25 protein-coding genes and 1 pseudogene are annotated in these 21,093 nt (G+C 35.4%); 21 read left to right on the top strand and 5 right to left on the bottom strand.

Translation table 11 applies throughout. The features are described 5' to 3' along the window. The 21 genes and pseudogenes from N2201_02225 to N2201_02125 all read left to right on the top strand — a co-directional run. Positions 1-384 (top strand): T9SS type A sorting domain-containing protein (locus N2201_02225; protein ID MCX7785035.1); only part of this gene is annotated, 384 nt, incomplete at its 5' end. Between the two features lie 813 nt (positions 385-1,197). Beyond that, entirely contained in the window at positions 1,198-2,298 is a 1,101-nt protein-coding gene (locus N2201_02220; GenBank protein MCX7785034.1) for a 4Fe-4S dicluster domain-containing protein, read from the top strand. 119 nt (positions 2,299-2,417) lie between these two features. Then, entirely contained in the window at positions 2,418-3,236 is an 819-nt protein-coding gene (locus tag N2201_02215; protein MCX7785033.1) for an FAD/NAD(P)-binding protein, read from the top strand. Between the two features lie 127 nt (positions 3,237-3,363). Then, complete coding sequence (locus N2201_02210; protein MCX7785032.1) at positions 3,364-5,034, top strand: hypothetical protein; 1,671 nt, start codon at positions 3,364-3,366, stop codon at positions 5,032-5,034. Between the two features lie 37 nt (positions 5,035-5,071). Further along, positions 5,072-5,542 carry a 4Fe-4S binding protein gene (locus N2201_02205; GenBank protein ID MCX7785031.1) on the top strand — a complete coding sequence of 157 codons (471 nt, stop codon included), beginning with the start codon at positions 5,072-5,074 and terminating at the stop codon, positions 5,540-5,542. A 24-nt stretch (positions 5,543-5,566) separates the two neighbouring features. Continuing rightward, positions 5,567-6,481, top strand: a complete 915-nt coding sequence (locus tag N2201_02200) for an NADH-quinone oxidoreductase subunit H (protein MCX7785030.1) — start codon at positions 5,567-5,569, stop codon at positions 6,479-6,481. 86 nt (positions 6,482-6,567) lie between these two features. Continuing rightward, the gene (nuoB, locus tag N2201_02195; GenBank protein MCX7785029.1) at positions 6,568-6,984 is read left to right on the top strand and encodes an NADH-quinone oxidoreductase subunit NuoB; all 417 of its coding nucleotides are present in this window, start codon (positions 6,568-6,570) and stop codon (positions 6,982-6,984) included. Between the two features lie 51 nt (positions 6,985-7,035). After that, positions 7,036-7,473, top strand: coding sequence for an NADH-quinone oxidoreductase subunit C (locus tag N2201_02190; protein ID MCX7785028.1), 438 nt, complete (start codon positions 7,036-7,038; stop codon positions 7,471-7,473). A gap of 96 nt (positions 7,474-7,569) precedes the next feature. Next, positions 7,570-8,751, top strand: a complete 1,182-nt coding sequence (locus N2201_02185; GenBank protein MCX7785027.1) for a nickel-dependent hydrogenase large subunit — start codon at positions 7,570-7,572, stop codon at positions 8,749-8,751. Continuing rightward, complete coding sequence (locus N2201_02180) at positions 8,748-10,361, top strand: proton-conducting transporter membrane subunit (protein MCX7785026.1); 1,614 nt, start codon at positions 8,748-8,750, stop codon at positions 10,359-10,361. The genes N2201_02185 and N2201_02180 overlap by 4 nt, the downstream gene beginning before the upstream one ends. Further along, the gene (locus tag N2201_02175; GenBank protein MCX7785025.1) at positions 10,361-10,891 is read left to right on the top strand and encodes a DUF4040 domain-containing protein; all 531 of its coding nucleotides are present in this window, start codon (positions 10,361-10,363) and stop codon (positions 10,889-10,891) included. Before N2201_02180 ends, N2201_02175 begins: the two co-directional genes overlap by 1 nt. Beyond that, positions 10,888-11,367, top strand: coding sequence for a hypothetical protein (locus N2201_02170; protein ID MCX7785024.1), 480 nt, complete (start codon positions 10,888-10,890; stop codon positions 11,365-11,367). Before N2201_02175 ends, N2201_02170 begins: the two co-directional genes overlap by 4 nt. A 3-nt stretch (positions 11,368-11,370) precedes the next feature. Next, complete coding sequence (locus N2201_02165) at positions 11,371-11,709, top strand: NADH-quinone oxidoreductase subunit K (protein ID MCX7785023.1); 339 nt, start codon at positions 11,371-11,373, stop codon at positions 11,707-11,709. 5 nt (positions 11,710-11,714) lie between these two features. Continuing rightward, positions 11,715-12,203, top strand: coding sequence for a Na+/H+ antiporter subunit E (locus tag N2201_02160; GenBank protein MCX7785022.1), 489 nt, complete (start codon positions 11,715-11,717; stop codon positions 12,201-12,203). Positions 12,204-12,279: 76 nt separating this feature from the next. Continuing rightward, positions 12,280-12,534, top strand: a complete 255-nt coding sequence (locus tag N2201_02155) for a monovalent cation/H+ antiporter complex subunit F (GenBank protein ID MCX7785021.1) — start codon at positions 12,280-12,282, stop codon at positions 12,532-12,534. Beyond that, on the top strand, positions 12,527-12,904 hold the full coding sequence (mnhG, locus tag N2201_02150) for a monovalent cation/H(+) antiporter subunit G (protein ID MCX7785020.1): 378 nt from the start codon (positions 12,527-12,529) through the stop codon (positions 12,902-12,904). The genes N2201_02155 and mnhG overlap by 8 nt, the downstream gene beginning before the upstream one ends. Positions 12,905-12,933: 29 nt before the next feature. Next, positions 12,934-13,560: a 4Fe-4S binding protein gene (locus N2201_02145; GenBank protein ID MCX7785019.1), complete on the top strand. Its 627-nt coding sequence runs from the start codon at positions 12,934-12,936 to the stop codon at positions 13,558-13,560. Positions 13,561-13,807: 247 nt separating this feature from the next. After that, a complete protein-coding gene (locus N2201_02140) occupies positions 13,808-14,095 on the top strand; it encodes an ArsR family transcriptional regulator (GenBank protein ID MCX7785018.1) in 288 nt (95 codons plus the stop codon). Positions 14,096-14,120: 25 nt separating this feature from the next. After that, positions 14,121-14,366 (top strand): thioredoxin family protein, encoded by a 246-nt coding sequence (locus tag N2201_02135; GenBank protein MCX7785017.1) that lies wholly within the window; start codon positions 14,121-14,123, stop codon positions 14,364-14,366. A gap of 126 nt (positions 14,367-14,492) precedes the next feature. Beyond that, entirely contained in the window at positions 14,493-15,656 is a 1,164-nt protein-coding gene (locus N2201_02130) for a permease (GenBank protein ID MCX7785016.1), read from the top strand. Continuing rightward, positions 15,628-16,185 (top strand): annotated as a pseudogene (locus N2201_02125) (DUF169 domain-containing protein). Before N2201_02130 ends, N2201_02125 begins: the two are co-directional and overlap by 29 nt. Positions 16,186-16,878: 693 nt before the next feature. Here N2201_02125 and gatB read toward each other — a convergent pair. The 5 genes from gatB to N2201_02100 are packed head-to-tail and all read right to left on the bottom strand — an operon-like array spanning position 16,879 to position 21,091. Further along, a complete protein-coding gene (gene gatB / locus N2201_02120; protein ID MCX7785015.1) occupies positions 16,879-18,321 on the bottom strand; it encodes an Asp-tRNA(Asn)/Glu-tRNA(Gln) amidotransferase subunit GatB in 1,443 nt (480 codons plus the stop codon). Beyond that, positions 18,322-19,788, bottom strand: coding sequence for an Asp-tRNA(Asn)/Glu-tRNA(Gln) amidotransferase subunit GatA (gene gatA / locus N2201_02115; GenBank protein ID MCX7785014.1), 1,467 nt, complete (start codon positions 19,786-19,788; stop codon positions 18,322-18,324). Continuing rightward, entirely contained in the window at positions 19,785-20,060 is a 276-nt protein-coding gene (gene gatC / locus N2201_02110; GenBank protein MCX7785013.1) for an Asp-tRNA(Asn)/Glu-tRNA(Gln) amidotransferase subunit GatC, read from the bottom strand. The genes gatA and gatC overlap by 4 nt, the downstream gene beginning before the upstream one ends. A gap of 45 nt (positions 20,061-20,105) precedes the next feature. Continuing rightward, a complete protein-coding gene (locus tag N2201_02105; GenBank protein MCX7785012.1) occupies positions 20,106-20,432 on the bottom strand; it encodes a DUF5665 domain-containing protein in 327 nt (108 codons plus the stop codon). Then, on the bottom strand, positions 20,432-21,091 hold the full coding sequence (locus N2201_02100) for an HD domain-containing protein (GenBank protein ID MCX7785011.1): 660 nt from the start codon (positions 21,089-21,091) through the stop codon (positions 20,432-20,434). The genes N2201_02105 and N2201_02100 overlap by 1 nt, the downstream gene beginning before the upstream one ends. Positions 21,092-21,093 lie beyond the last annotated feature (2 nt).

Below are 21,093 nucleotides of genomic sequence, written 5' to 3'. Positions count from 1 at the left end.
GCCATGGCTTATGCTAATGGCAGGGTCTACTTACTCAAAGGTAATAAGACACCTGAATTCTGGCAATACGGCATTACCAAAGAAAACTTAAATCTCTTAACTCAAAACTCAAATCTCAAAACTCAAATCTCAAAACTTATTGAGATTAATCCCAATCCGTTCAATAAACTTACTACCATCAATTATACGGTTTCAGTTGCAGGCAGAGTCTCAATGAAACTTTACAATGCTTCTGGTCGTCTGATTGAAACTTTAACTGACGAATATCTCAATGCCGGAACTTATACTACCAGACTCAGTGCCAAATCACTTGCCAATGGTATTTACTTCTTGAAGTATGAAGATGCGACAAACTCCAGCGAAGTCAAACTCGTCGTCCAATAAAATAGAATTTGTCTGGCATCAAAAAGATGTCAGACTCAACCTCAAGGGGGCGATAATTTCGCCCCCTTCGTTTAATTATCCGATTTACATAAACCTAATAAAATAGACGACTCTTATGACTCTACACGAACTCAAGTATTCTCGGAAATTTCCATTATTTTCATTATTAAAAAGTTATACATATACCATAACAAAAAATCGGGCGGGATTTTGATTTAACTATATGAATTACAGAGACTAAAGCAAAAATCGGTCAAAATGATGGTATGACTCCCTCCGCCGTGGCTTGTGTCTTGAAGGTTGTAGAAAAGATTATCTCAGGTTGCACCTTAAAGCATATTTAGGATTTTGCCAAACAAAGCATCTCTTATAACTGCGGTTAGAGTATTTTTTAGCCTGTTTATGCATTAGACTTCTTATCCATCTTTCAGGTCGCCTCATCGGTCATAATTCAGATTATAGGGAACCAGGTCATCATGCCCAGCAAATTCTCAATACGCAAAAATTCTAAATAAAAATTACTGCTATCCTGACTGTTATGTTCTTGCTTTGAAAACTTTGTTCTGATAAATAGAGTCTCGTTCTCTTCATTAAAATTTTTTTACAATCACAGAATATTGTTCTGTGTCCTCTCAGATTCATACTGTTCCGCAGATATTTTCAGTAAGATTTTTTAGATTTAACTAAAATTACTATTGACAAATCTTAATTTTTCATTAAAGTTATTAGCGTGTTTTGTATAGAAATTAGTCGGTTCTGGGATTTAATGAAGGCGATTATAGTTCGTGTTGTTGGTCCTTAATTTTAGAATTTATGTCAATTTTATTTTTGCCAAAAGATAAATTACACGCTTGGTTCTTAAGACTCGCTGACAATTATACAGTTTATTATCCAATTCAATTAGAAAATAAAATCCATTATAAAAAATTAGATACCACTTTTCTAACAATTCCGGAATCTGATTTAGTAAAGTCTTTACAAAAGATTAGACCAGTTGAGTCCTTAAAAGGATTTTTCTTTAATCCCAAAATTAAAGTTGCCGAATTAAAAGATACCTCAACAATTGATATTCCTTTGCCTCAATCTTCACGGATTATCTTTGGTGCCAAGAATTGTGATTTGCGACCGTTAAAAGTTCATCAGAAGATGTATCTGGAAAACGAGTTTGGCGAACCGTTCTATCAATCACAATTGGAAAAGACAATTATTATTGCAGTTGATTGTCCTGTGCCGGAACAAACCTGCTTTTGTAATCTTTTAGGCCTGAAACCTTATCCTGAAGAAAATGCTGATATTATTTTTTCAGTTATCCCCAATGGTTATATTTTTGAAACGAGCAGTGAGAAAGGCGAATCGCTTTTAAGAGATTTTAACCATCTGTTTCGGGAAGCCAGGTCTGAAGATTTAATTCTTAGAGACGAAAGCAGAAAAAAAGCCGTGTCATTACTGGAATCTATTAATCCGAGTTCTTTGCGCAAAGATTTAGCAAAAGCAATTGACGAAAAGAAAGAAGAAAAATTCTGGATGGAGCATGCGAAAACTTGTGTTGAGTGTTTTGGTTGTTTAATGGTTTGTCCCACTTGTTTCTGTTTTCTTTTATATGATACCCCTCTGGCAGAAAATGAAAAGCCGAAAGGATTTCAACAAGGTGAAACCACAATTGAAAAATCAGCAAATGTTAAAGGATTTGAACGCTATAAAGTTTGGGATGCGTGCTATTATTCTGCGTATGCCCGGGTGGGCGGTGGTATGAATCCAAGAGCCGAATTCTGGAAACGATTTCGCAATCGGTTTCATTGTAAATTTATGAATTTTTTTAATGATTATAATTTTAATGCTTGTTCAGGTTGTGGCCGATGTTTTTCTGTCTGTTTAGGCAAAATTGATATAAGAAAGATATTGCAAAACATATAATATGCCATTAGTTATTAGCCATTAGCTATAATTATGAGAAATCCTTATCGAGCATTTCGCGAAAATGCGAAACCACTAATTAGCCATATGCCATTAGCCATTAGCCATTAGTCATTATTATGATAAATCCCTATCAACCATTTCCCGCAATCATTACCGACATTGTTGATGAAACGCCGTCGATTAAGACTTTTGTCTTGGACTTAAAGAATAAAGACTTTTCTTTTTCTGCGGGGCAGTTTGTGGAATTGACTGTGCCTGGCGTTGGTGAAGCACCATTTACACCTTCTTCGTCACCTTATGATAAATTAAAACTGGAAATGACCATTATGCGGGTTGGCAAAGTAACTTCTGCGCTTTTTGATTTACCTGTTGGTTCAGTGGTTGGTATTCGTGGACCTTTTGGTAAAAGGTATCCCTTAGAAGAATTTGAAAATCGTGAAGTTTTGATTCTGGGTGGCGGTGTGGGTTTAGCACCTTTGCGCTCGTTATTTTTAGCCTTAATGCAAAATGCCAAGAAATATAAAAAGATCTTGATTCGTTATGGTGCGCGCACCCCTCAAGATATTGTTTATAAACGACAAATTCCTGAATGGAAAACCTGGAAAGAAGCCGATATTCAACTTACAGTTGATGTTGGCGATGATAGTTGGAAAGGTAAAGTTGGCGTAGTTACAATTTTATTAGATGAACCATTAGGCGATGTCAAGAATATGGTGGCAGTAGTTTGTGGACCACCCATAATGATGAAATTCGGTACAATTAAATTATTAGAAAAAGGATTCGATGAAAAGAATATTTATCTTTCAATGGAAAAGAATATGTCATGCGGACTTGGTCAATGTGGCCACTGCCGATGCGGAAGATATTTTGTCTGTAAAGATGGTCCAGTCTTAACTTGGGAACAGATAAAAGATATTGAAGACCCATTCTTATGAAAAATGAGAAAAATGATTATGCCGATATATTATGAAGAAACCAATATATCACGATGACATTGATTATGACGATTTGCCACGATATCAGTGATAATATCACCACAACAACTACTTTTTATTTTCATCTATGAGCATTGAATCAAACATAATTAAGACTACTTGTCCTTTTTGTGTCTATGGTTGTGAATTGAGCATTGCTCAGATTACTCGTGGTGACTTTTCAATTCGCAAGATTGAATATGACCGTAACTCTGTAGTAAATCAAGGAAGATTATGCACTCGGGGAAATTTGGCAACCAAAATTTTAGAAGACAAAAAAAGATTAGCCTCTCCCCTATTAAATAACAATTCGATTAATTGGCAGGATGCTATTGCTCAAATCTCTGCTAATTTATCTAAATTTGCTTCAGACGAGATTGCCATCACTTATGATATAAACAATTCTTTAGAAGAACTAAGTTTAATCTTGAATTTTGCCCAGCAACTAAAAATTGACACGATTGCTCGTAGTTATGTAGAACCAGAAGCATTTTTTAACTATACTGTGGATAAGGTAAAATATGCCGAATTAAAAGATATTTCATCAAGTAAAGTATTTTTGATTATTGGAGATATTTTCAGTAAGACACCATTAATTGCCAAACCAATCTTAGATGCTAAATATGCTGACCGTAACCATCGCTTGTATTATATTGATTCAGTAAAAAGTAAAATTGCGGGATTTGCCAATAAATTTCTGCAAGTTAAACCCGGCACTGAACCGATATTACTTTTAGCACTAATTGCGATGATGGGAAAACAATCCAAAGAATTACTCGGCGACAAAACGCTTAATAATATCAAAAAGATTTTGCCCCAGTTAACTGAGATTTGCCGTGTCAATCTTAGGGATGTTGAAGAGATTGCCAAGGCTCTCTCAAATATCTCTCCCGGTGTTATCCTAACCTCAATTGATTGGGGTAAAACTGAAGACCCACTACTTTATGCAACCTTACCTCAATTATTATCAATCATTGCACCAGATAAAAAATTCTGTGCTTTATCTTTAACTTCTCTGCCTTTAACCAAGACGACTTTTGGAGAAATCATTGATAAGATAAATCAAGAGCAGATTAAAGTTCTAATAAACTTTGGCGAGATTTTTCCATTCTATTATCCCAATATTTTAGATACCTTGAATAAACTTAAACTCTTTATCACCACTGCGACTTATCGCCGTCGTCTTTCCATTCCCAACTATACATTACCTGTGCCTTCACTTTTAGAAAAATCAGGCACGCTCAATTCACTATGGGGAAAAAATCAACTAAATCCTTTAGCACCACCGGTTAGCGGCAGTAAATCAATTACAGATATTATTAACCTAATAAAACCTAATCTTTCTCTTTCCCATCCAAAACTTACTTTTAAGACCACGGTTAATATTGAAAATCTTATTAACCGAGCAATAAGTTTTGCCGAAAGTCATTTAGTAGCAACCAAACTAACTAACGGTGAATTTATCGTTTTAGGTGAAGAATCCGCATTTAGTTATCGCGGAATCTTAGAGGATGATAATAAAATGAACATAAATCCAGTTTCAGCCCAGATGTTACAAATAAGAACAGGAGATAAAGTTAATCTAACTGTTGATAACAAAACCAAAGAATTCATTGTAGAAATTACTGATGCAGTTCCGGTAAATGCAGTTTCAATATCGACAAACACCCCAGAAAACCGAATGCTCTTTCCCTTAAAGATTGACAATTTTACAAAAGAAATTATAATGCCTATGGCTAAAGGAAGATTGACTAAGTAAATGATATCACAGATTAACCAAGATAGACTGAATATCAATGACAAATAATCACAGACGAATATTTTTAGATTTAGACTATTGTATTGGGTGTCGTTCTTGCGAATCAGCGTGTCGGAGTGCTTTTAATGAAGCCCGGATTCGCTACGGTTATATTTCCGCAACTGTTAATTTACCGCTGGCTTGTCGGCATTGTGAAGAACCCCTATGCGCTTCTGCCTGTCCATTTGAAGTCTTAAAAGTTACTGACCAAGGTTTAGTCTTGCAAGCGAGTTTTCATTGTGTAGGCTGTAAATCTTGCATCTTAGCCTGTCCTTTTGGTGTTCTGGACAAAAATCTCTTTAATCATGTTTCGCAGAAATGTAATTTATGTGCTGACCGTGCTGAAGGACCGCGTTGTGTTGCCAGTTGTGCCTCGGGTGCCTTAAAATTCTTAACTGAAGATGAGATTAAAAAAGTAATCATTGGTCAAAGATTTATCTCGCGTTCACCGTTTTGGCGTAGGTCATGAAATTGATTGATAGTAAATAGCAGTATGATGAAGATACTTTTCTGGTTTTTAATCTTTCCTGGGTTTCTTTTTACTGCTGTAATTGGTCTCTTATTAACTTGGGTTGACCGCAAAGTGTCTGCTCGAATCCAATGGCGAGTTGGTCCACCCTGGTATCAGCCGTTTGCCGATTTTCTGAAACTGCTTTCTAAAGAAACATTAATTCCTGAAGGCGCATCCCGATTCGTATTTCTTTTGGCACCAATTCTAAGCGTGAGCGCTGTAACTGCAATTGCCGTTATGTTATTCTATATGAACTTTAACCCGACCCAATCTTTTGTTGGTGACCTAATTGTCTTAATCTATTTATTAGCAATACCACCTTTAGCCACTATTATTGGTGCTTCGGCATCAAAAAATCCATTAAGTGCCATTGGTGCTTCACGCGAAATGACTCTCTATTTTGGCTACGAACTACCATTTCTTATTGCAATACTAACTGTCGTCATCAAAACCGGTGGTCTTATTAGAATTGGCGATATTGTGATATATCAGCAAATAAACGGTCCCTTGCTTTACTCGGTGTCAGGCATAATCGCATTTATCGTATTGATTATCTGCGTGCAAGCAAAATTAGGTTATGTGCCGTTTGATATTGCTGAGGCCGAACAAGAACTAATGGCAGGAGTTTATACTGAATACTCGGGCTTTGCCTTAGGATTATTTAAATTGTCAAAAGCAATGATGTTATTTTTATTACCTTGTCTGGAAATTACCCTATTCTGGGGTGGATTAGCCAGATTACAAGCAATTCCAGAGTTTTTATTATTGATAGTGTTGATAATTCTCATAAAAAACACTAACCCGCGGCTACGTGTTGACCAGGCACTAAAGTTCTTTTGGTTAGGACTAACACCATTATCAATGATATCAATAATTTTAGCATTTTTAAGATTATGATATGAATTCAGGTTACACTAAACATCAAAAGGCAATGCTTAGAAAATTGCGGCAATAATTTTAACTGATGCTAAAAACAGATTAATATGAAAGATCTAAGAATTTTAGGCTTAAAAAAATCACCGTGGGTTTTTCATGTTGCGGCAGCGTCGTGCAATAATTGCGATATTGAAATTTTAGCCGCACTCACACCCAGATTTGATGTTGAGCGGTTCGGCATTGTTTTAGTTGGTTCTCCTCGCCATGCTGATGCGTTATTAGTAACCGGCGTTATCAACCGAAAAACTTTACCCCGAATAATCAGAGTCTATGAACAAACACCTAAACCCTGTTTAGTCATCGGTGTCGGCACTTGTGCGTGTGATATTCATATGTTTAGAGATTCTTATAATGTTGTCGGTCCTTATGATAGACATATTCCAGTTGATGTCTATATTCCCGGCTGTCCACCTAAACCAGAAGCAATTATCTTAGGTGTTGTTAAAGCATTACAGAAATTATGATAAGCATATGTTAGTAAAATCAGACTTAAGTGAATTTTATCTCCAAGAATTATGAATAACGAATCTGTAAAATTACAAGAAGAAATTAAACAGAAGTTTCCTGAAGCAAATATATTTCAACATAACCAACGACGATTATATATTACGATTCCGAAAGAGAAGATTGTCGATATTGCTAAGTTTCTATTTCTGGATAAAGGACTAAGGTTATCAATTGCCACTGGCATTGATACGCGCGATGGATTTGAAATACTGTATCATTTCTCCTATGACAAAATTGGAACCTATTTTACTATCAAAACATTTGTCTCAAAAGATAATCCGAAAATTCAGTCGCTTGCAACATTCTATCCGGCAGCAAACTGGATTGAACGGGAAATACATGAACTTTTAGGTGTTGATTTTGAAGGTCATCCTAATTTATTACCATTATTGACCGCTGAAGATTGGCCTAAAGATAAATATCCTTTAAGACGAGATTATGAATAAGATGATTGCTAAAATTTTTCCAATGCGATTTAACATCAGCGGATTTACTTTCTCCAACTGCAGAGCATATTATGATTTAGGCGATAGATGTCAATTATGAGCAATAAAAGAATAGTTCCAATTGGACCATATCATCCACTTCAAGAAGAACCCGAGTTCTTCAAATTAATTGTTGAAGGCGAAAAGGTAATTGGCTTAGAAATAAATATCGGCTATAATCATCGCGGACATGAATTTATTTCACCCAAAATGACATATGACCAAATACCGTTTTTGGTGGAAAGAATTTGCGGTATCTGCTCTAATTCTCATCCTTTAGCATTTGTTCTTGCGGTTGAAGATGCTGGAAATATTTCGGTTCCGGAAAGAGCACTATATATTCGGACCATAATTCACGAATTAGAACGAATCCATTCTCATTATCTCTGGTTAGGATTAGCTGGCCATTTTATTGGTTATAATACAGTCTGGATGTGGGCATGGCGATATCGCGAATTGGTTTTAGATTTATTTGAATGGATAACCGGAAATCGTAATCACTATGCGATGAATAAAGTCGGCGGTGTCAGACGCGATATTTTGCCTGAACAGATTTCTGAAATCGAAAAAGCCCTGAATGAAATCGAAAACAAAACAATGATGTTTACTAAAGCAGTCTTAGATGACCCTGTCATTCATGCCCGTTTAGAAAATGTTGGGGTGCTTTCAAAACCAGACGCGATTAATTATGGTGTGGTTGGACCAACCGCAAGAGCATCAGGTGTTGCCATTGATGTGCGAAAAGATGACCCACATTGTGCCTATGACCGAATAAATTGGAATATCATCGTGGTTGAAGAAGGCGATGTCTTTGCCAAAGCCAAAGTCCGGCTTTTAGAATGTTTTGAATCAATAAAAATTATTCGGCAATGTCTTAAACAAATGCCTGCTGGTCCAATTGAAAATCGAGTTAATGAGATTGTTCCCGGTGAAGGCATTGGTCGAGCTGAAGCACCTCGGGGTGAAGTATTCCATTATGTTCGAAGTAATGGCAGTAATAGTCCGATAAGACATAAAATCCGGGCGCCAAGTTATATGAATATCGTGTCTAATGAAGTTGCCGTTAAAGGTTATTCTATTGCTGATGCCGCATTATGTTTAGCAGCGGTTGACCCTTGTTATTGTTGCACAGAACGAATGGTCGCATTGGAAAATGGGAAAGTTCGATATACCGGAAAAGATTTATTAAAATTATCCTGGCAAAAAACCGAAAAACTACGGTCTAAATACGGTAAATGAACTCATTAGTCTTATTATCAATTATTCCCATCCTTGCCGGGTTCTTAGGTCTCTTTATCTCTTGGCTTCGAAATGAATTTAACTTTTTAGGCACAATTCTTAATTTATATTATGCCACTTATCTTTTTATCATTACTCGCAAAACCGAAGTCTTATATCATAAACTTTGGACATTCCGAAATATCGATTTTGGGTTTTATTTAGACCAATTCAGTAGTGTCATTGTTTTAAGTGTTGCCCTCATAGGATTTATGATTCTGCTCTATTCACTCCGCTCAATGCGTAATTATCGACATCTTAATATCTATTATCTATTTCTCCTGATAACGATATCGATTGGCAATAGTATTATCATTGCTAATAATCTAATATTTTTATTTCTGATTTCAGTCATCTCATTGCTTGTGCTTTATATCTTTATTTTGATTACTGCTGGCGGACAAACTGAAAAAGAGATAGTTAAATTATCTACGATTACTAATCCGATGTTTTTAATCGTAGGAATATCTAATGTCTTTATCCTATCAGGAATATTAATGCTTTTATTTTCTAAGGGTGTGACATCTATTATTTCAGAACCAAGATTAGTTGCTAACACACCAGTATTAGTAGTTTCTTTTTTATTAATATTATTAGGTATCATTGGAAAAATTGGAATAATCCCTTTACATACTTGGACTCTGAAAATAGTGAAATCGCCCGTTACAGTTATGACATTTATTCCTATGGTAATTGATAAAATAGTTGGTATCTATCTTTTATTCCGCATCTCTTATTTTATATTTGATATTAGAGATACTTATTTAATTCGACTAATTATTCTGGGATTTGGGGCTTTAAGTATCGTTATTGCTTCTGTAGTGGCTAAGGCTTCAAAAGATGCTTATCGATTGTTGACCTTTGGTTCTATTAGTCAAATTGGGTTTGTCTTTATCGGCATTGGTTCTGCCAATCTGTATGGAATTGCCGGTAGTATTTATCATCTGCTCAACTATCTAACTTTTCAACCTTCCCTTGTTTTAGCCACAGGTTCCGTTGAATATTGGATAAAGACAACACGCTTAGAAGATTTTCATAATATTGGAACTAAATTACCGCTAACCTTTACAATCATTTTAATTGCTTCCTTAGCCAGTATCGGAATTCCGCCCTTAAACGGATTTTTTTCTAAGTGGTGGCTTATTGAAGGAGTTTCTCAGATAAAAATGTTTAACATAAATTTTGTTCCATTGATATTTCTTATCGTGATAATTTTCGGGATAATTGTGACGCCAATTTATTTATTAAAACTCATATACTCATTACAACCAAACTCAAGAGAAGATACGCAAAGACATTTTCATCACATTCGTGACCCTAACTTCACAATGTTATTTCCTCCAGCATTTCTTGTCATCTTAAGCATTATTTTGGGTGTATTAGTAATTCCATTAGTTTGGCGTGTTATCGTTATTCCTTCATTAATAAATACAAAATTATTTAATATTGAGATAATTAATCTTAATCCTTTATCTTTCACTTTAGCACCGGTTATTCTAATTATTTCAATATTGATTGGCATTGTCTATTATTATAATAAAATTTATCCGAAAAGATTTAGGAGTACTTGATGATTGAACTCTATTTACTATCAATTGCAATGCTTGCAGCAGCAATTGTTGCGATTGAAATCAAAGATTTACTGGCTGCTGCGGTTGCTCTGGGCATTGTCGGTTTTTCAGTCGCAATTATGTTCATTTTAGTTCAAGCACCAGATTTAGCAATTGTTCAGATTGTTGTCGAAATTTTAACCGTGGTCTTTTTTGCTGCAGCAATCTTAAAGACGACGCATACTGATACAACAATTGGTAAAGGTATTCAAACCGAAGCCATATTTCCCGTTATCACATTTTTTGTTTTCGGAACATTATTTATCATGCTGACAATTTATGGTATTAGAGCCCTACCGCCATTTGGTGAACCGATTATGAAAGTTGCCCGTCAATATATTGAATACGGACTGGCACAAACTGGTGCTGCCAATATCGTTGCTGCAATTATTTTAGATTACCGTGGCTATGATACTTTTGGTGAAGCAGTGGTATTATTTACATCAGTCTTAGGTGTTTTAACGATAATGAGAATCAGGGGAAGACTATGACAAATCCTAATTTTACTAATAATAAAACCCACCAGACCCGAGAAAATGGTATGACGGTCATTGTCAAAACAATTTCACGATTCATCGCCGGTTTTATTTTTCTGTATGGTTGTTATATTATTCTTCATGGCCATTTAACCCCTGGAGGCGGTTTTGCTGGCGGTGTGATTCTATCGGCTTCGTTCATTCTTTTAGTTTTGGCTTTTGGGGCGGCTGAAATCAGAGAAAAGAATTCATATTTTTTTGCTTCAGTTTTAGAAAGTATTGGTGGTCTCCTGTTTCTTTTTATTGCGCTCCTGGGAATATTAACCGGTGTCTTCTTCTTTACCAATATCTTACCTAAAGGAATTCCACTTAAAATCTTGAGTGCCGGAATAATTCCTTTAGCCAATATTGCCATTGGTATCAAAGTTGGTGCTGGTTTACTTAGCATCTTTTTAGCATTAGCCGCAACTCACTATTTAATAAAGGAGTAAACTATGTTCTTATTTATTGCCTGTATTTTACTCATTATTGTTGGGCTTTATGCTATTGTTACAAAACGAAACATCTTAAAAATAGCAATAGGATTTTGCATTGCTGAATATGGCATAAATTTATTATTTGCCTTCATCGGATTTAAGAAAAATGCGCTTGCACCAATCATAACTCGGGTCGATGCGAATTATAATTTCGTTGACCCCATTCCTCAAGCCTTAGTCCTTACCGCAATTGTCATCGGCTTAGGCACAACTGCGGTAATGTTGGCATTAATTATTCGTATTTATGAAAAATATAAGACCTTCGATATTTCTGAAATTAGAAAACTAAAAGGTTAATTACAATGTCACAGCGGTTCGGCTTTTTAGCATTAGCCTTTATCTTATGGTTAATTTTGACATGGACATTTTATCCACCATCACTTTGGGTTGGGATACTCGTTGCCTTAATTGCTGCTATTGTCTTCGGTGGTTATTTTACTTATCGACCGATTAAAATTCTGCAACCACATCGTTTGTTCTGGTTTTTAATTTATATTCCGGTTTTCGCCTGGGAATGTCTTAAGGCGAACTTAGATGTTGCCTATCGCGTCATCCATCCAGAAAAACCGCTACAACCAGGTATTGTCAAAGTTAAAACAATGCTCAAAACCGATTTAGCCCGTACCTTACTGGCTAATTCAATTACTATGACACCAGGTACAATGAGCGTTGACATCGTTGGCGATACGCTTTATATCCACTGGATTTGGATTCGGCATGAAGATTTGGAGAAAGCAACTCAATGCATTGTAAAACCATTTGAACATTATCTCAAAAAGATTTTTGAATAATTATGAATTTTAATGAAAAACCACAGAAAATAATAAACCTCACATTAGCAGTTCTGTGGAATGATTTTGGAGAAAAATGGAGATATTAATAATATTATTATCAGTTGGTGCTTTCTTTTGTTTATATCGTGCCTTAAAAGGTCCTAGTATATCTGACCGAGTGATTGCCGTTGATATTATGGGTATCATTTTTACTTGTATTACTGCACTGATGGCTTTGCGCTATAATATTCCTTATTTGATGGACCTCTCAGTAACAATTGCTATTTTAAGTTTTATTGGAACTTTAGCCTTAGCTAAATATCTTGAAGGAAGGAGTCTTGATGATTAACATTTGGTCACTGCTGGGTTGGATAGCAATTATCATTGGAGTGACCTTTGATTTATTAGGATGTTTAGGTTTAGTTCGATTTCCTGATTTATATAATCGAATGCAGGCAGCAACAAAAGGCGTCACTTTAGGAACTTGCGGACTAATGCTCGGCATCTTCTTTTTCAAAGGCTTTAGTTCCATGGGAATAAAAGCCTTAGTTTGTGCTTTTTTTATTTTAATTACGATGCCTGTAGCTGCGCATGCCTTAGCTAGAGGTTCGCTTTTATTCGGTATCAAAATGTGGCATAAATCTAAGATGGATAAATTCGGTCAGGATAAATTTAACAAAGAACTAATTGCTCAATCAGCAGAAGAAGAACAGCAATGAATCTTAATCTCAAAAATTGAGGCGATATTATGAGAAAACCGAAATTAAGAGAACTAGGTGAAGCAATTCGGGCAATCTTTAAGGGACCTTATACCGCAAAATTTCCCAAGGCGCCTTCGATACCACCTATAGGTTTTCGTGGCATAATTGTCTATAATGAAGCAAGATGTATTGGATGCGGTGCTTGTGCTGAAGTCTGTCCGGCAAAAGCCCGCGCAATTGAAGACGATATACCAAGAAAAGTCAGAAAGGTCATCCATTATCAAGAAAGATGTATCTATTGTGGCCAATGTGTTAATTATTGCTCTACACAAGAAGGAATAAAGCATACTCAAGATTACGATTTAGCCAAGATTAAAAAAGACGGCTATGAGAATATTATTGAAAAAGAATTGGTATTTTGTGAAATCTGTGGAACTGTTGTTGCACCTAAAGCCCAACTCTTATGGATTGCGCATAAAGTTGGTGAACTCGCATTTGCGAATCCGTCTTTGTATTTGACTTTATATAAGGATTTAGGAGTTATTTCCGAAGAAACTAATTCCTCACTATTCGCTACTCGCTACTCAGACCTTCCTTATCGCTCACAACACCAAAGAATTCTTTGTGTTGATTGTCGACGAAAGTCTTTTTTGAATGAAATCTGGGGATACTAAAAGAATTTAAATTTTATAAAGGAATTTAAATCTTATAAATTAAATATCAAAAATATCTTCGAGTAATGTCTCAAAATTTATAATTGACATATAGAAAGTTTTTAATATAATGTATACGTTATTGTAAATATAAGCATTGATAGGAGTTAATAGGCAGTCAAAATTTATAAGTGATTAATATTTTTAAGGCATTGTCCGACAAAACTCGACTACGCATTTTTGGGTATTAGATTGGGCAAAATGTGAAATGTGTGTCTGTGAAATAATCGATTCCGTGGAAGAAAACCAATACAATGTCTCACGGCATCTTAAAATCCTGATATGTGCTGGTCTTGTTACCGAGCGTAAACAAGGACGTTTTGTCTATTACTCAATAACAAAATCTGCTGACAAGGTGCACAAAATTATTCTGGATTTATTTTCAGCGATATCGGGTGATATTTTTGATGCTGATGCCAAACGATTAAAAACTCGCCTCTCTTTACGAAAAGAGGATAAATGTGTAATTGGTCGGTTCGGCAAAAAGATGAAATAAACTATAAAAATCATCGGAGGAAATTATGGAAATAAAAATTCTTGGAACAGGCTGTCCTCGTTGTTCCGAAGTCGAAAAAAGAACCTTCGACGCATTGGCCGAATTGAATGTTCCGGCTGATGTTCAAAAAATAACGGACATGAAGAGAATAATGGAATACAAAATCCTTTGCACACCCGGATTAATCATTAACGGAAAAATTAAATCGGCTGGCAGAATTCCATCTAAAGAAGAAATCAAAAAATGGATTGAAGAAGAGATGAATAAATGAAAGATAAGATAGCATAAAAATGTTCAGAATAGTATATCAAGATATTGTCTCTAAAAACTGGCACCAATAACCAAACCGACGGAAATTTTGATGCTATAATTTTGCTGATAAAAAAGAGATGACTGAATGAAAGATAGAACAAAACTATTAATATTTATTTTGGTCTTTTTGCTTTTCTACTTTGTTCCGTTAAGCAGAACAAGAATTCAATCGGCGATTTTGGAAGCATTTTATTTAGTCCAAGAATACGCACGGGAACATGTCTTATTTTGTTTAATACCAGCATTTTTTATTGCTGGTGCCATCAGTTTGTTTGTATCTAAAGAAGCGGTTATTAAATATTTTGGTGCTAAAGCCAATAAAATACTTTCCTATGGAGTTGCTTCTGTTTCCGGTACAATTCTTGCTGTCTGCTCGTGCACTGTTTTACCGATGTTTGCAGGAATATATAACCGCGGTGCTGGTATTGGTCCAGCAACTACATTTTTATATTCCGGACCAGCAATTAATGTTTTAGCAATAATTCTCACTGGACGGATATTAGGACTAGAAATGGGTATTGCGCGTGCGGTTGGCGCCTTAGTATTTTCAATTATCATTGGGCTATTAATGTCGCTATTTTTTAAAGACAAAAAAGTCGAAGATGAGGATAATATAGCGATTGGAACTCGTGTTAAAAATCGTAGCCTTATACAAAATGCATTTTATTTTCTCACCTTGATTTTTATTCTCATTTTTGCAGCTTGGTCAAAACCCCAAGAAACAATTGGATTCTACAGCACAATTTATAATATCAAATGGTATCTTACAACAATTCTACTGATTACTTTGTTCTTTATTATCATAAAATGGTTTAACAAACAAGAACGAAAAGATTGGGTTCTTTCCACTTGGTTTTTTGTTCAGCAGATTGTGCCGTTACTTTTTGTTGGGGTCTTTCTTGCTGGTTTCTTTTTAGGTAGACCCAATACTGATTCAGGTGTTATTCCTTCTCGGTTTATAGCATCATTAGTTGGTGGTAATTCGCTTATTGCTAATTTCTTTTCGGCTATTGCTGGTGCATTAATGTATTTTGCAACTTTGACTGAAGTTCCTATTCTTCAGGGGCTCTTAGGTAGTGGAATGGGCAAGGGTCCAGCACTGTCCCTATTATTAGCTGGACCTGCGGTCAGTTTACCGAGTATGCTTGTTTTACGAAGTATTATGGGTATTAAAAAGACACTAACTTATATCGCGTTAGTAATTATTCTGTCAACTATAGTTGGTTGGATATACGGAAGTTTATTTTAAGAGGACCATAAATACACGATCTCGAAAATGCGTAAATATTTTTCAGAAATTTCTTCGCTTAAAACTATACCCGGTCGGTATAAAATTCTGTAAAACTGCTAACGATTTAAAAATCGGCATCACGCCTAAGGAAAAACTTAGTATTTGTCAAATAATACATTTAGTCAGTCAGAGCAAATGGACTTTATCTTGTCCTGCGAGCCAAATATGATGAACGATTGCCCAAGTTAATTTTGGATTCATAAAAAAGAATATAAGCGATATTCAGTTATATTTAGAACGATTATCGGACAAACGAGCAATCGCCGAGAACATTATTAAAATAAAACCCAAATTACAGGTGAACGAAATTAAAAATATCATAATAGGTTCATTAGAAAGTTTTAAACCTGATATCTTGTTTCTAATCATTGATAGCATTCAAGCATTACTCATTATGCGCGCATATGAGTTTGCTACCGGCAAAGATTTAACCTTTAGAACCGGGGCCAGTTCCAATATATGTGCTTATGGTGCAATAATTACTTAGCTTACTAACCAGTCAAATTTAACAATTCCTTGTGCTGGTGCAAGTGATACGGCTTATATTAAGATAGTGATTTGATATTTGCTTTATTGGTCAAAGATACAAAGATAATTGCTAACGCCATACTTGAAATGGAAAAGAAAAATTATCTTAAATACCCAATTAATCAAGTCTAACTCTCTCCAACCAAACCAATTAACTACTTGATAAAGTAAGACAGATTTTACTAACTCCACCGCATTTTTTCATTTTTTAGAAGGCTTCTTAATATCTCAATCAAAACATATCATAAAAATGTAAATGTATACTTAAATGTTTCCTTAATTTTATGTGAAATTATAAGGTAATTGGCTGTATCAAAAGAAATTATCCGAGAAGCGAATTTAAAAGGGACAGGTGTTTCCAATATGGCTTTTAGCATAAGTTTATATAGTTTATTATGAAGAGCATTGAACGTTTGCCTTTAAAGTGTCTTGAACTATCTTTATCAGATTCTATTTTATGGTCTATATTTGTTTCTATGTTGTGGTCCATAATAAATTCATCAAGAATTTATGTTACAAAACACTCTCAAAAATCAGTTATATTAGCATTCAAATATATACTCTAATAATTAAATCCTGCACTATTCTTAAGTTCACTATCATAATCTGGACATCAATTAATACTGCCAACCTATAAATTGTATATATGTTTTCATTGTAATTGTTTCTGAATTGCCTCTTGAATCTTTTGCGGTTTAAGTTTACCTTTGGTCTTTTTCTGCACTTGACCGATTAAATAACTTATCACGGTTGTTTTACCGGCTTTATATTTTGCCACCACATCTGGATTTTCATCTAAAACTTCTCTCACAGCATTAAAAAGTAAGTTTTCATCATCTACTAATGTCAAATCTTTTGAACTAACAATTTCTAAGGCGCTCTTATTTGTGGCTATCATCTCATTAAAAATATCTTTTGCCACTCGATTAGAAATCTTTTCTTCTTTAAGCATTTTTAACAATTGAACCAATTTATGGGGTGTAACAGAGAATTCTTGAATCTCAATTCTCTTTTCGTTAAGTACTGCCCGAACTTCAGTAACTAACCAATTTGCCACTAATTGCGCATCGTTAATCTCTTTTAACATCGCATCAAAATAGTCGGCAAACTCCTTAGTTTCAACAATAATCTCGGCAATACTTTCTGGTAAATTGTAATCTTTTAACAAAATTGCTTTTCTTTGCCAAGGCATTAATGGTAAAGACCTTTTGATGCTTTCGATTTCTGATTCTTCAATTACTAAAACCGGCAAATCTGGTTCAGGAAAATAACGATAATCTTCACTCTCTTCTTTGCCTCGCATTGGACCAGCAGTTTTAGACTGTTCGTCCCAATATAAAGTCTCTTGAACAACTATACCGTTATTATCTAAAATCTTTTTTTGTCGTTCAATTTCAAATTGTAGTCCTTCCCTGACACTGCGCAACGAATTAAGATTTTTCAACTCGGTTCTAACCCCGAGTTTTGTCTCCCCTACTCTTCTTAGAGAGATATTCGGCTCACAGCGAAAATGTCCTTTCTCCATATCACAATCTGAGACATCAAGATATTGTAATATTTGTCTTAACATTTGAAGCACTTGAACCGTCTGTTCCGGGCTTCGAATGTCTGGTTCAGTGACAACCTCAATCAGAGGCACTCCGCAACGATTAAAATCGACCAAAGTCTCATTACCGCAATGCATCGATTTTCCTGAATCTTCTTCCAAATGAAGCCGACGAATTCGAATTTTTGAACCATTGACATCAATAAAACCATTTATTGCTAAAGGTTCTTTATATTGCGTAATTTGATAACCTTTGGGCAAATCTGGATAAAAGTAGTGCTTACGAGCAAAACTACTCTTTTGCGCAATTTGACAATTAAGGGCTAAGCCTGCTCTTACGGCTAATTCTACTGCCTTGTGGTTCAAAACCGGTAAAGTTCCGGGTAATCCTAAACAAATTGGACAGACATTAGTATTAGGCAATCCGCCAAACTCAACCGGACAAGAACAAAAACATTTAGATTTCGTCTTTAATTGAATATGAACTTCCAAGCCAATAATTACTTCATATTTACAATCGATAATTTGGTTGGTTATTGGATTTAGCATTTATTTACACAAAGATTCAATAACTTTTGCACAATTAAGAATATGAACTTCTTCAAATGCTGGTCCGATAATTTGCATTCCAATCGGTAAACCGTCAACTTCGCCAACTGGAATTGAGATTGCTGGCAGTCCGGCAAGATTTACTGAAGTTGTATAAACATCTGAAAGATACATTGCCAAAGGGTCAGAAATTTTTTCACCCAATTTAAATGGTGGAGTTGGCGCAGTTGGTGTTAGAATTAAATTGCATAACTTAAATGCTTCATCAAAATCTTGCTTAATTAAACTCCGGACTTTTTGGGCTGTGCCATAATATTCATCATAATAGCCTTTAGATAAACCATAGGTGCCAAGCAAAATTCTTCGTTTCACCTCTTTTCCAAAACCCTGTTCCCGAGTCAAGTCGTAGAGTTCGCTTAGTGATGGTGCATTGACGCGTAAACCGTATTTTACACCATCATACCGAGCTAAGTTAGAAGATGCTTCTGCTGTACATATTAAATAATAAGTGGCAATAGAATATTTAGTATTAGGCAAAGAAACTTCTCGGATTGATTTGCATAATTTGCCTAATGCCTTAATCCTTTCATCAATGATATTAGCAACGTTAGCATCCAATCCTTCAGCAAAATATTCTCTGGGAACACCTAAAGTATATTCCTTAAAAAGAGTATAGTCAAACTCAATTTTTTTAACTGGCAAATTTACTGAGGTTGCATCCATTTCATCAAAACCAGCAATAGTTTCAAAGATTAATGCGGTATCTTCCACGGAGCGAGTTAGAGTTCCAATACAATCTAAAGAAGAAGCAAAAGCAATTAGTCCGTATCGCGAAACTCTGCCATAAGTTGGTTTAAGTCCGACCACACCACAAAAAGATGCCGGCAATCGAACTGAACCACCAGTATCAGTTCCTAAAGCTCCCCAAGCACCCCCATAAGCCACAACCGCCGCTGAACCACCGCTTGAACCACCTGGAACATAAGCCGGATTTCTGGGATTAGCCACAGGACCATAGTATGAAGTCTCATTCGATGAACCCATAGCAAACTCATCCATATTGGTTTTACCAATAATGATACTACCTGCCTGTTTTAATCTTATAACTGCCGTTGCATCATATGGACTAATAAAATTACTGAGAATTTTTGAACCACAAGATGCCAGTTTATCCTTAACACAAATATTATCTTTGATTGCAATCGGAATACCTAAAAGGGGTGTAATCTCTTCATAGTTTGTAATTGTTTCATCTAATCTTTTTGCCTGGGCATAGGCATCTTCAATAAAGAGTGAAATATAGCCACAAATTTTCTGGTCTTCGGCTTTAATGCGATTAACAACCGCATCAACAAGTTCGGAGAATCTAATTTCTCGGCTTTTTAACTTTTTATGAATTTCGGTTATAGAAAGATTAGTTAATAAACTTTCATTATTGGCAATTACATTTGAATTAAGATTTGTCATTCTAAAATTATCGGCACGGAAAAATAGTTAGTCTTTATATAGGGTAAATATTTACAAACCTCTGGTATGACTTTCGGCTCATCTGTTCTAAGTCTTAAAGTCATTTCCACCGCATGAGTCATAGGCATCACTTTGTCTAAATTAAGACTTTTCAGTTGATTAAAATATTGAATAATTTTTTCAATATCTTGAGATAAATCGACTAATTCTTCAGAAGTTAAGCCTAATTTTGCCAGACGCGCAATCTTCGCTAAAACTTGAGGTGTAATCATAAATTTTAATTTTTATTTTCCATCTTAATAGAACTCTAAAAGATACTACCGATACATTTGTCTTTGGTAGTCAATTACCTCTAAAATTTTGGCAATATAAGCACCGATCACTGGCGCATTTACGGCTCGTCGTAAAACAAGAATGACTAATGCTGCCAATATTGTCATTCCCAAAGCAAAACCTAATCCCCGACCAATACCAGCCAATAAATTAATAAAGAAAACCTTAGTTGGATTTCTAAGAAAAGTTATTAATTCGCTAACTCCGAAGACATCAAGTTGCTTCCAGAAATTAGGTGCTGACCTTTGAGAATTTGTTTTCTTCTCATTATCTTTAGGGTTTGTCTTATTATCAAAATCGTTATTAGTCATTAAATTAGTCGGCTGTTATTAATTACTAATTCAAATTTACATTTGAGAAAATCTGCGGCGCGGCGTGAGATAATCATTCGGGATAAGAAAATCTCAAAATAATCCATTACTGGAGCAATTGAAGTATCAATCACCAAGTCAAATGTGATTTTACGCTCCGGCCGACTAACACTCAAAACTGATTTTTTTACCGCAAAATTTACGCGGTCGTGGATATCGAATTTAATGAATTCCGGATTGCGCACCCGACTACGATGCACATCAGATTTATCTGCTAAAATCAGCGCCGCCGAAATTTCTGATATTGGATTACCATTCTCTTCGTGGTGATTGCCCAATGCCGAAATGATCTCGGCAATTTCATTATGAGGCATACCTAAACGATTAAGGATGTCTTTAGCAATTAAAGCACCGACTTGTTCGTGCCGTTCACGACTGACCACATTACCAATATCATGTAAATAACCAGCAATTGCTGCCATTTCGCACATTCGCTCATTATATCCTAATTCTAAAAGAATCGTCTTGGCATTTTTCGCAACTAATCGCGCATGTCTGGTACCGTGCTCAGTATAGCCAATCGTTTCTAAATGACGGTCAGCCTGAATAATATAAGCGTTAACTTCACTATCATTTTTAACAACATTAAGTGTAACCATAG

The organism is candidate division WOR-3 bacterium (assembly GCA_026418155.1).
Taxonomy (GTDB): domain Bacteria; phylum Hydrothermota; class Tepidihabitantia; order Tepidihabitantales; family CAIPLT01; genus JAOABV01.
This window is presented reverse-complemented; position numbering and strand designations above follow the sequence as displayed.

Excerpts from the sequence above, each read along its gene's own strand:
- mnhG (MCX7785020.1), top strand. The coding sequence starts at position 12,527 with ATGATTAACATTTGGTCACTGCTGGGTTGGATAGCAATTATCATTGGA.
- N2201_02210 (MCX7785032.1), top strand. The coding sequence starts at position 3,364 with ATGAGCATTGAATCAAACATAATTAAGACTACTTGTCCTTTTTGTGTC.
- N2201_02100 (MCX7785011.1), bottom strand. The coding sequence starts at position 21,091 with ATGGTTACACTTAATGTTGTTAAAAATGATAGTGAAGTTAACGCTTAT.
- N2201_02200 (MCX7785030.1), top strand. The coding sequence starts at position 5,567 with ATGATGAAGATACTTTTCTGGTTTTTAATCTTTCCTGGGTTTCTTTTT.
- N2201_02145 (MCX7785019.1), top strand. The coding sequence starts at position 12,934 with ATGAGAAAACCGAAATTAAGAGAACTAGGTGAAGCAATTCGGGCAATC.
- N2201_02180 (MCX7785026.1), top strand. The coding sequence starts at position 8,748 with ATGAACTCATTAGTCTTATTATCAATTATTCCCATCCTTGCCGGGTTC.
- N2201_02165 (MCX7785023.1), top strand. The coding sequence starts at position 11,371 with ATGTTCTTATTTATTGCCTGTATTTTACTCATTATTGTTGGGCTTTAT.
- gatA (MCX7785014.1), bottom strand. The coding sequence starts at position 19,788 with ATGACAAATCTTAATTCAAATGTAATTGCCAATAATGAAAGTTTATTA.
- N2201_02155 (MCX7785021.1), top strand. The coding sequence starts at position 12,280 with ATGGAGATATTAATAATATTATTATCAGTTGGTGCTTTCTTTTGTTTA.
- N2201_02185 (MCX7785027.1), top strand. The coding sequence starts at position 7,570 with ATGAGCAATAAAAGAATAGTTCCAATTGGACCATATCATCCACTTCAA.
- N2201_02220 (MCX7785034.1), top strand. The coding sequence starts at position 1,198 with ATGTCAATTTTATTTTTGCCAAAAGATAAATTACACGCTTGGTTCTTA.
- N2201_02170 (MCX7785024.1), top strand. The coding sequence starts at position 10,888 with ATGACAAATCCTAATTTTACTAATAATAAAACCCACCAGACCCGAGAA.
- N2201_02175 (MCX7785025.1), top strand. The coding sequence starts at position 10,361 with ATGATTGAACTCTATTTACTATCAATTGCAATGCTTGCAGCAGCAATT.
- N2201_02160 (MCX7785022.1), top strand. The coding sequence starts at position 11,715 with ATGTCACAGCGGTTCGGCTTTTTAGCATTAGCCTTTATCTTATGGTTA.
- N2201_02130 (MCX7785016.1), top strand. The coding sequence starts at position 14,493 with ATGAAAGATAGAACAAAACTATTAATATTTATTTTGGTCTTTTTGCTT.
- gatB (MCX7785015.1), bottom strand. The coding sequence starts at position 18,321 with ATGCTAAATCCAATAACCAACCAAATTATCGATTGTAAATATGAAGTA.
- N2201_02215 (MCX7785033.1), top strand. The coding sequence starts at position 2,418 with ATGATAAATCCCTATCAACCATTTCCCGCAATCATTACCGACATTGTT.
- N2201_02105 (MCX7785012.1), bottom strand. The coding sequence starts at position 20,432 with ATGACTAATAACGATTTTGATAATAAGACAAACCCTAAAGATAATGAG.
- N2201_02140 (MCX7785018.1), top strand. The coding sequence starts at position 13,808 with ATGTGTGTCTGTGAAATAATCGATTCCGTGGAAGAAAACCAATACAAT.
- nuoB (MCX7785029.1), top strand. The coding sequence starts at position 6,568 with ATGAAAGATCTAAGAATTTTAGGCTTAAAAAAATCACCGTGGGTTTTT.
- N2201_02205 (MCX7785031.1), top strand. The coding sequence starts at position 5,072 with ATGACAAATAATCACAGACGAATATTTTTAGATTTAGACTATTGTATT.
- N2201_02135 (MCX7785017.1), top strand. The coding sequence starts at position 14,121 with ATGGAAATAAAAATTCTTGGAACAGGCTGTCCTCGTTGTTCCGAAGTC.
- gatC (MCX7785013.1), bottom strand. The coding sequence starts at position 20,060 with ATGATTACACCTCAAGTTTTAGCGAAGATTGCGCGTCTGGCAAAATTA.
- N2201_02190 (MCX7785028.1), top strand. The coding sequence starts at position 7,036 with ATGAATAACGAATCTGTAAAATTACAAGAAGAAATTAAACAGAAGTTT.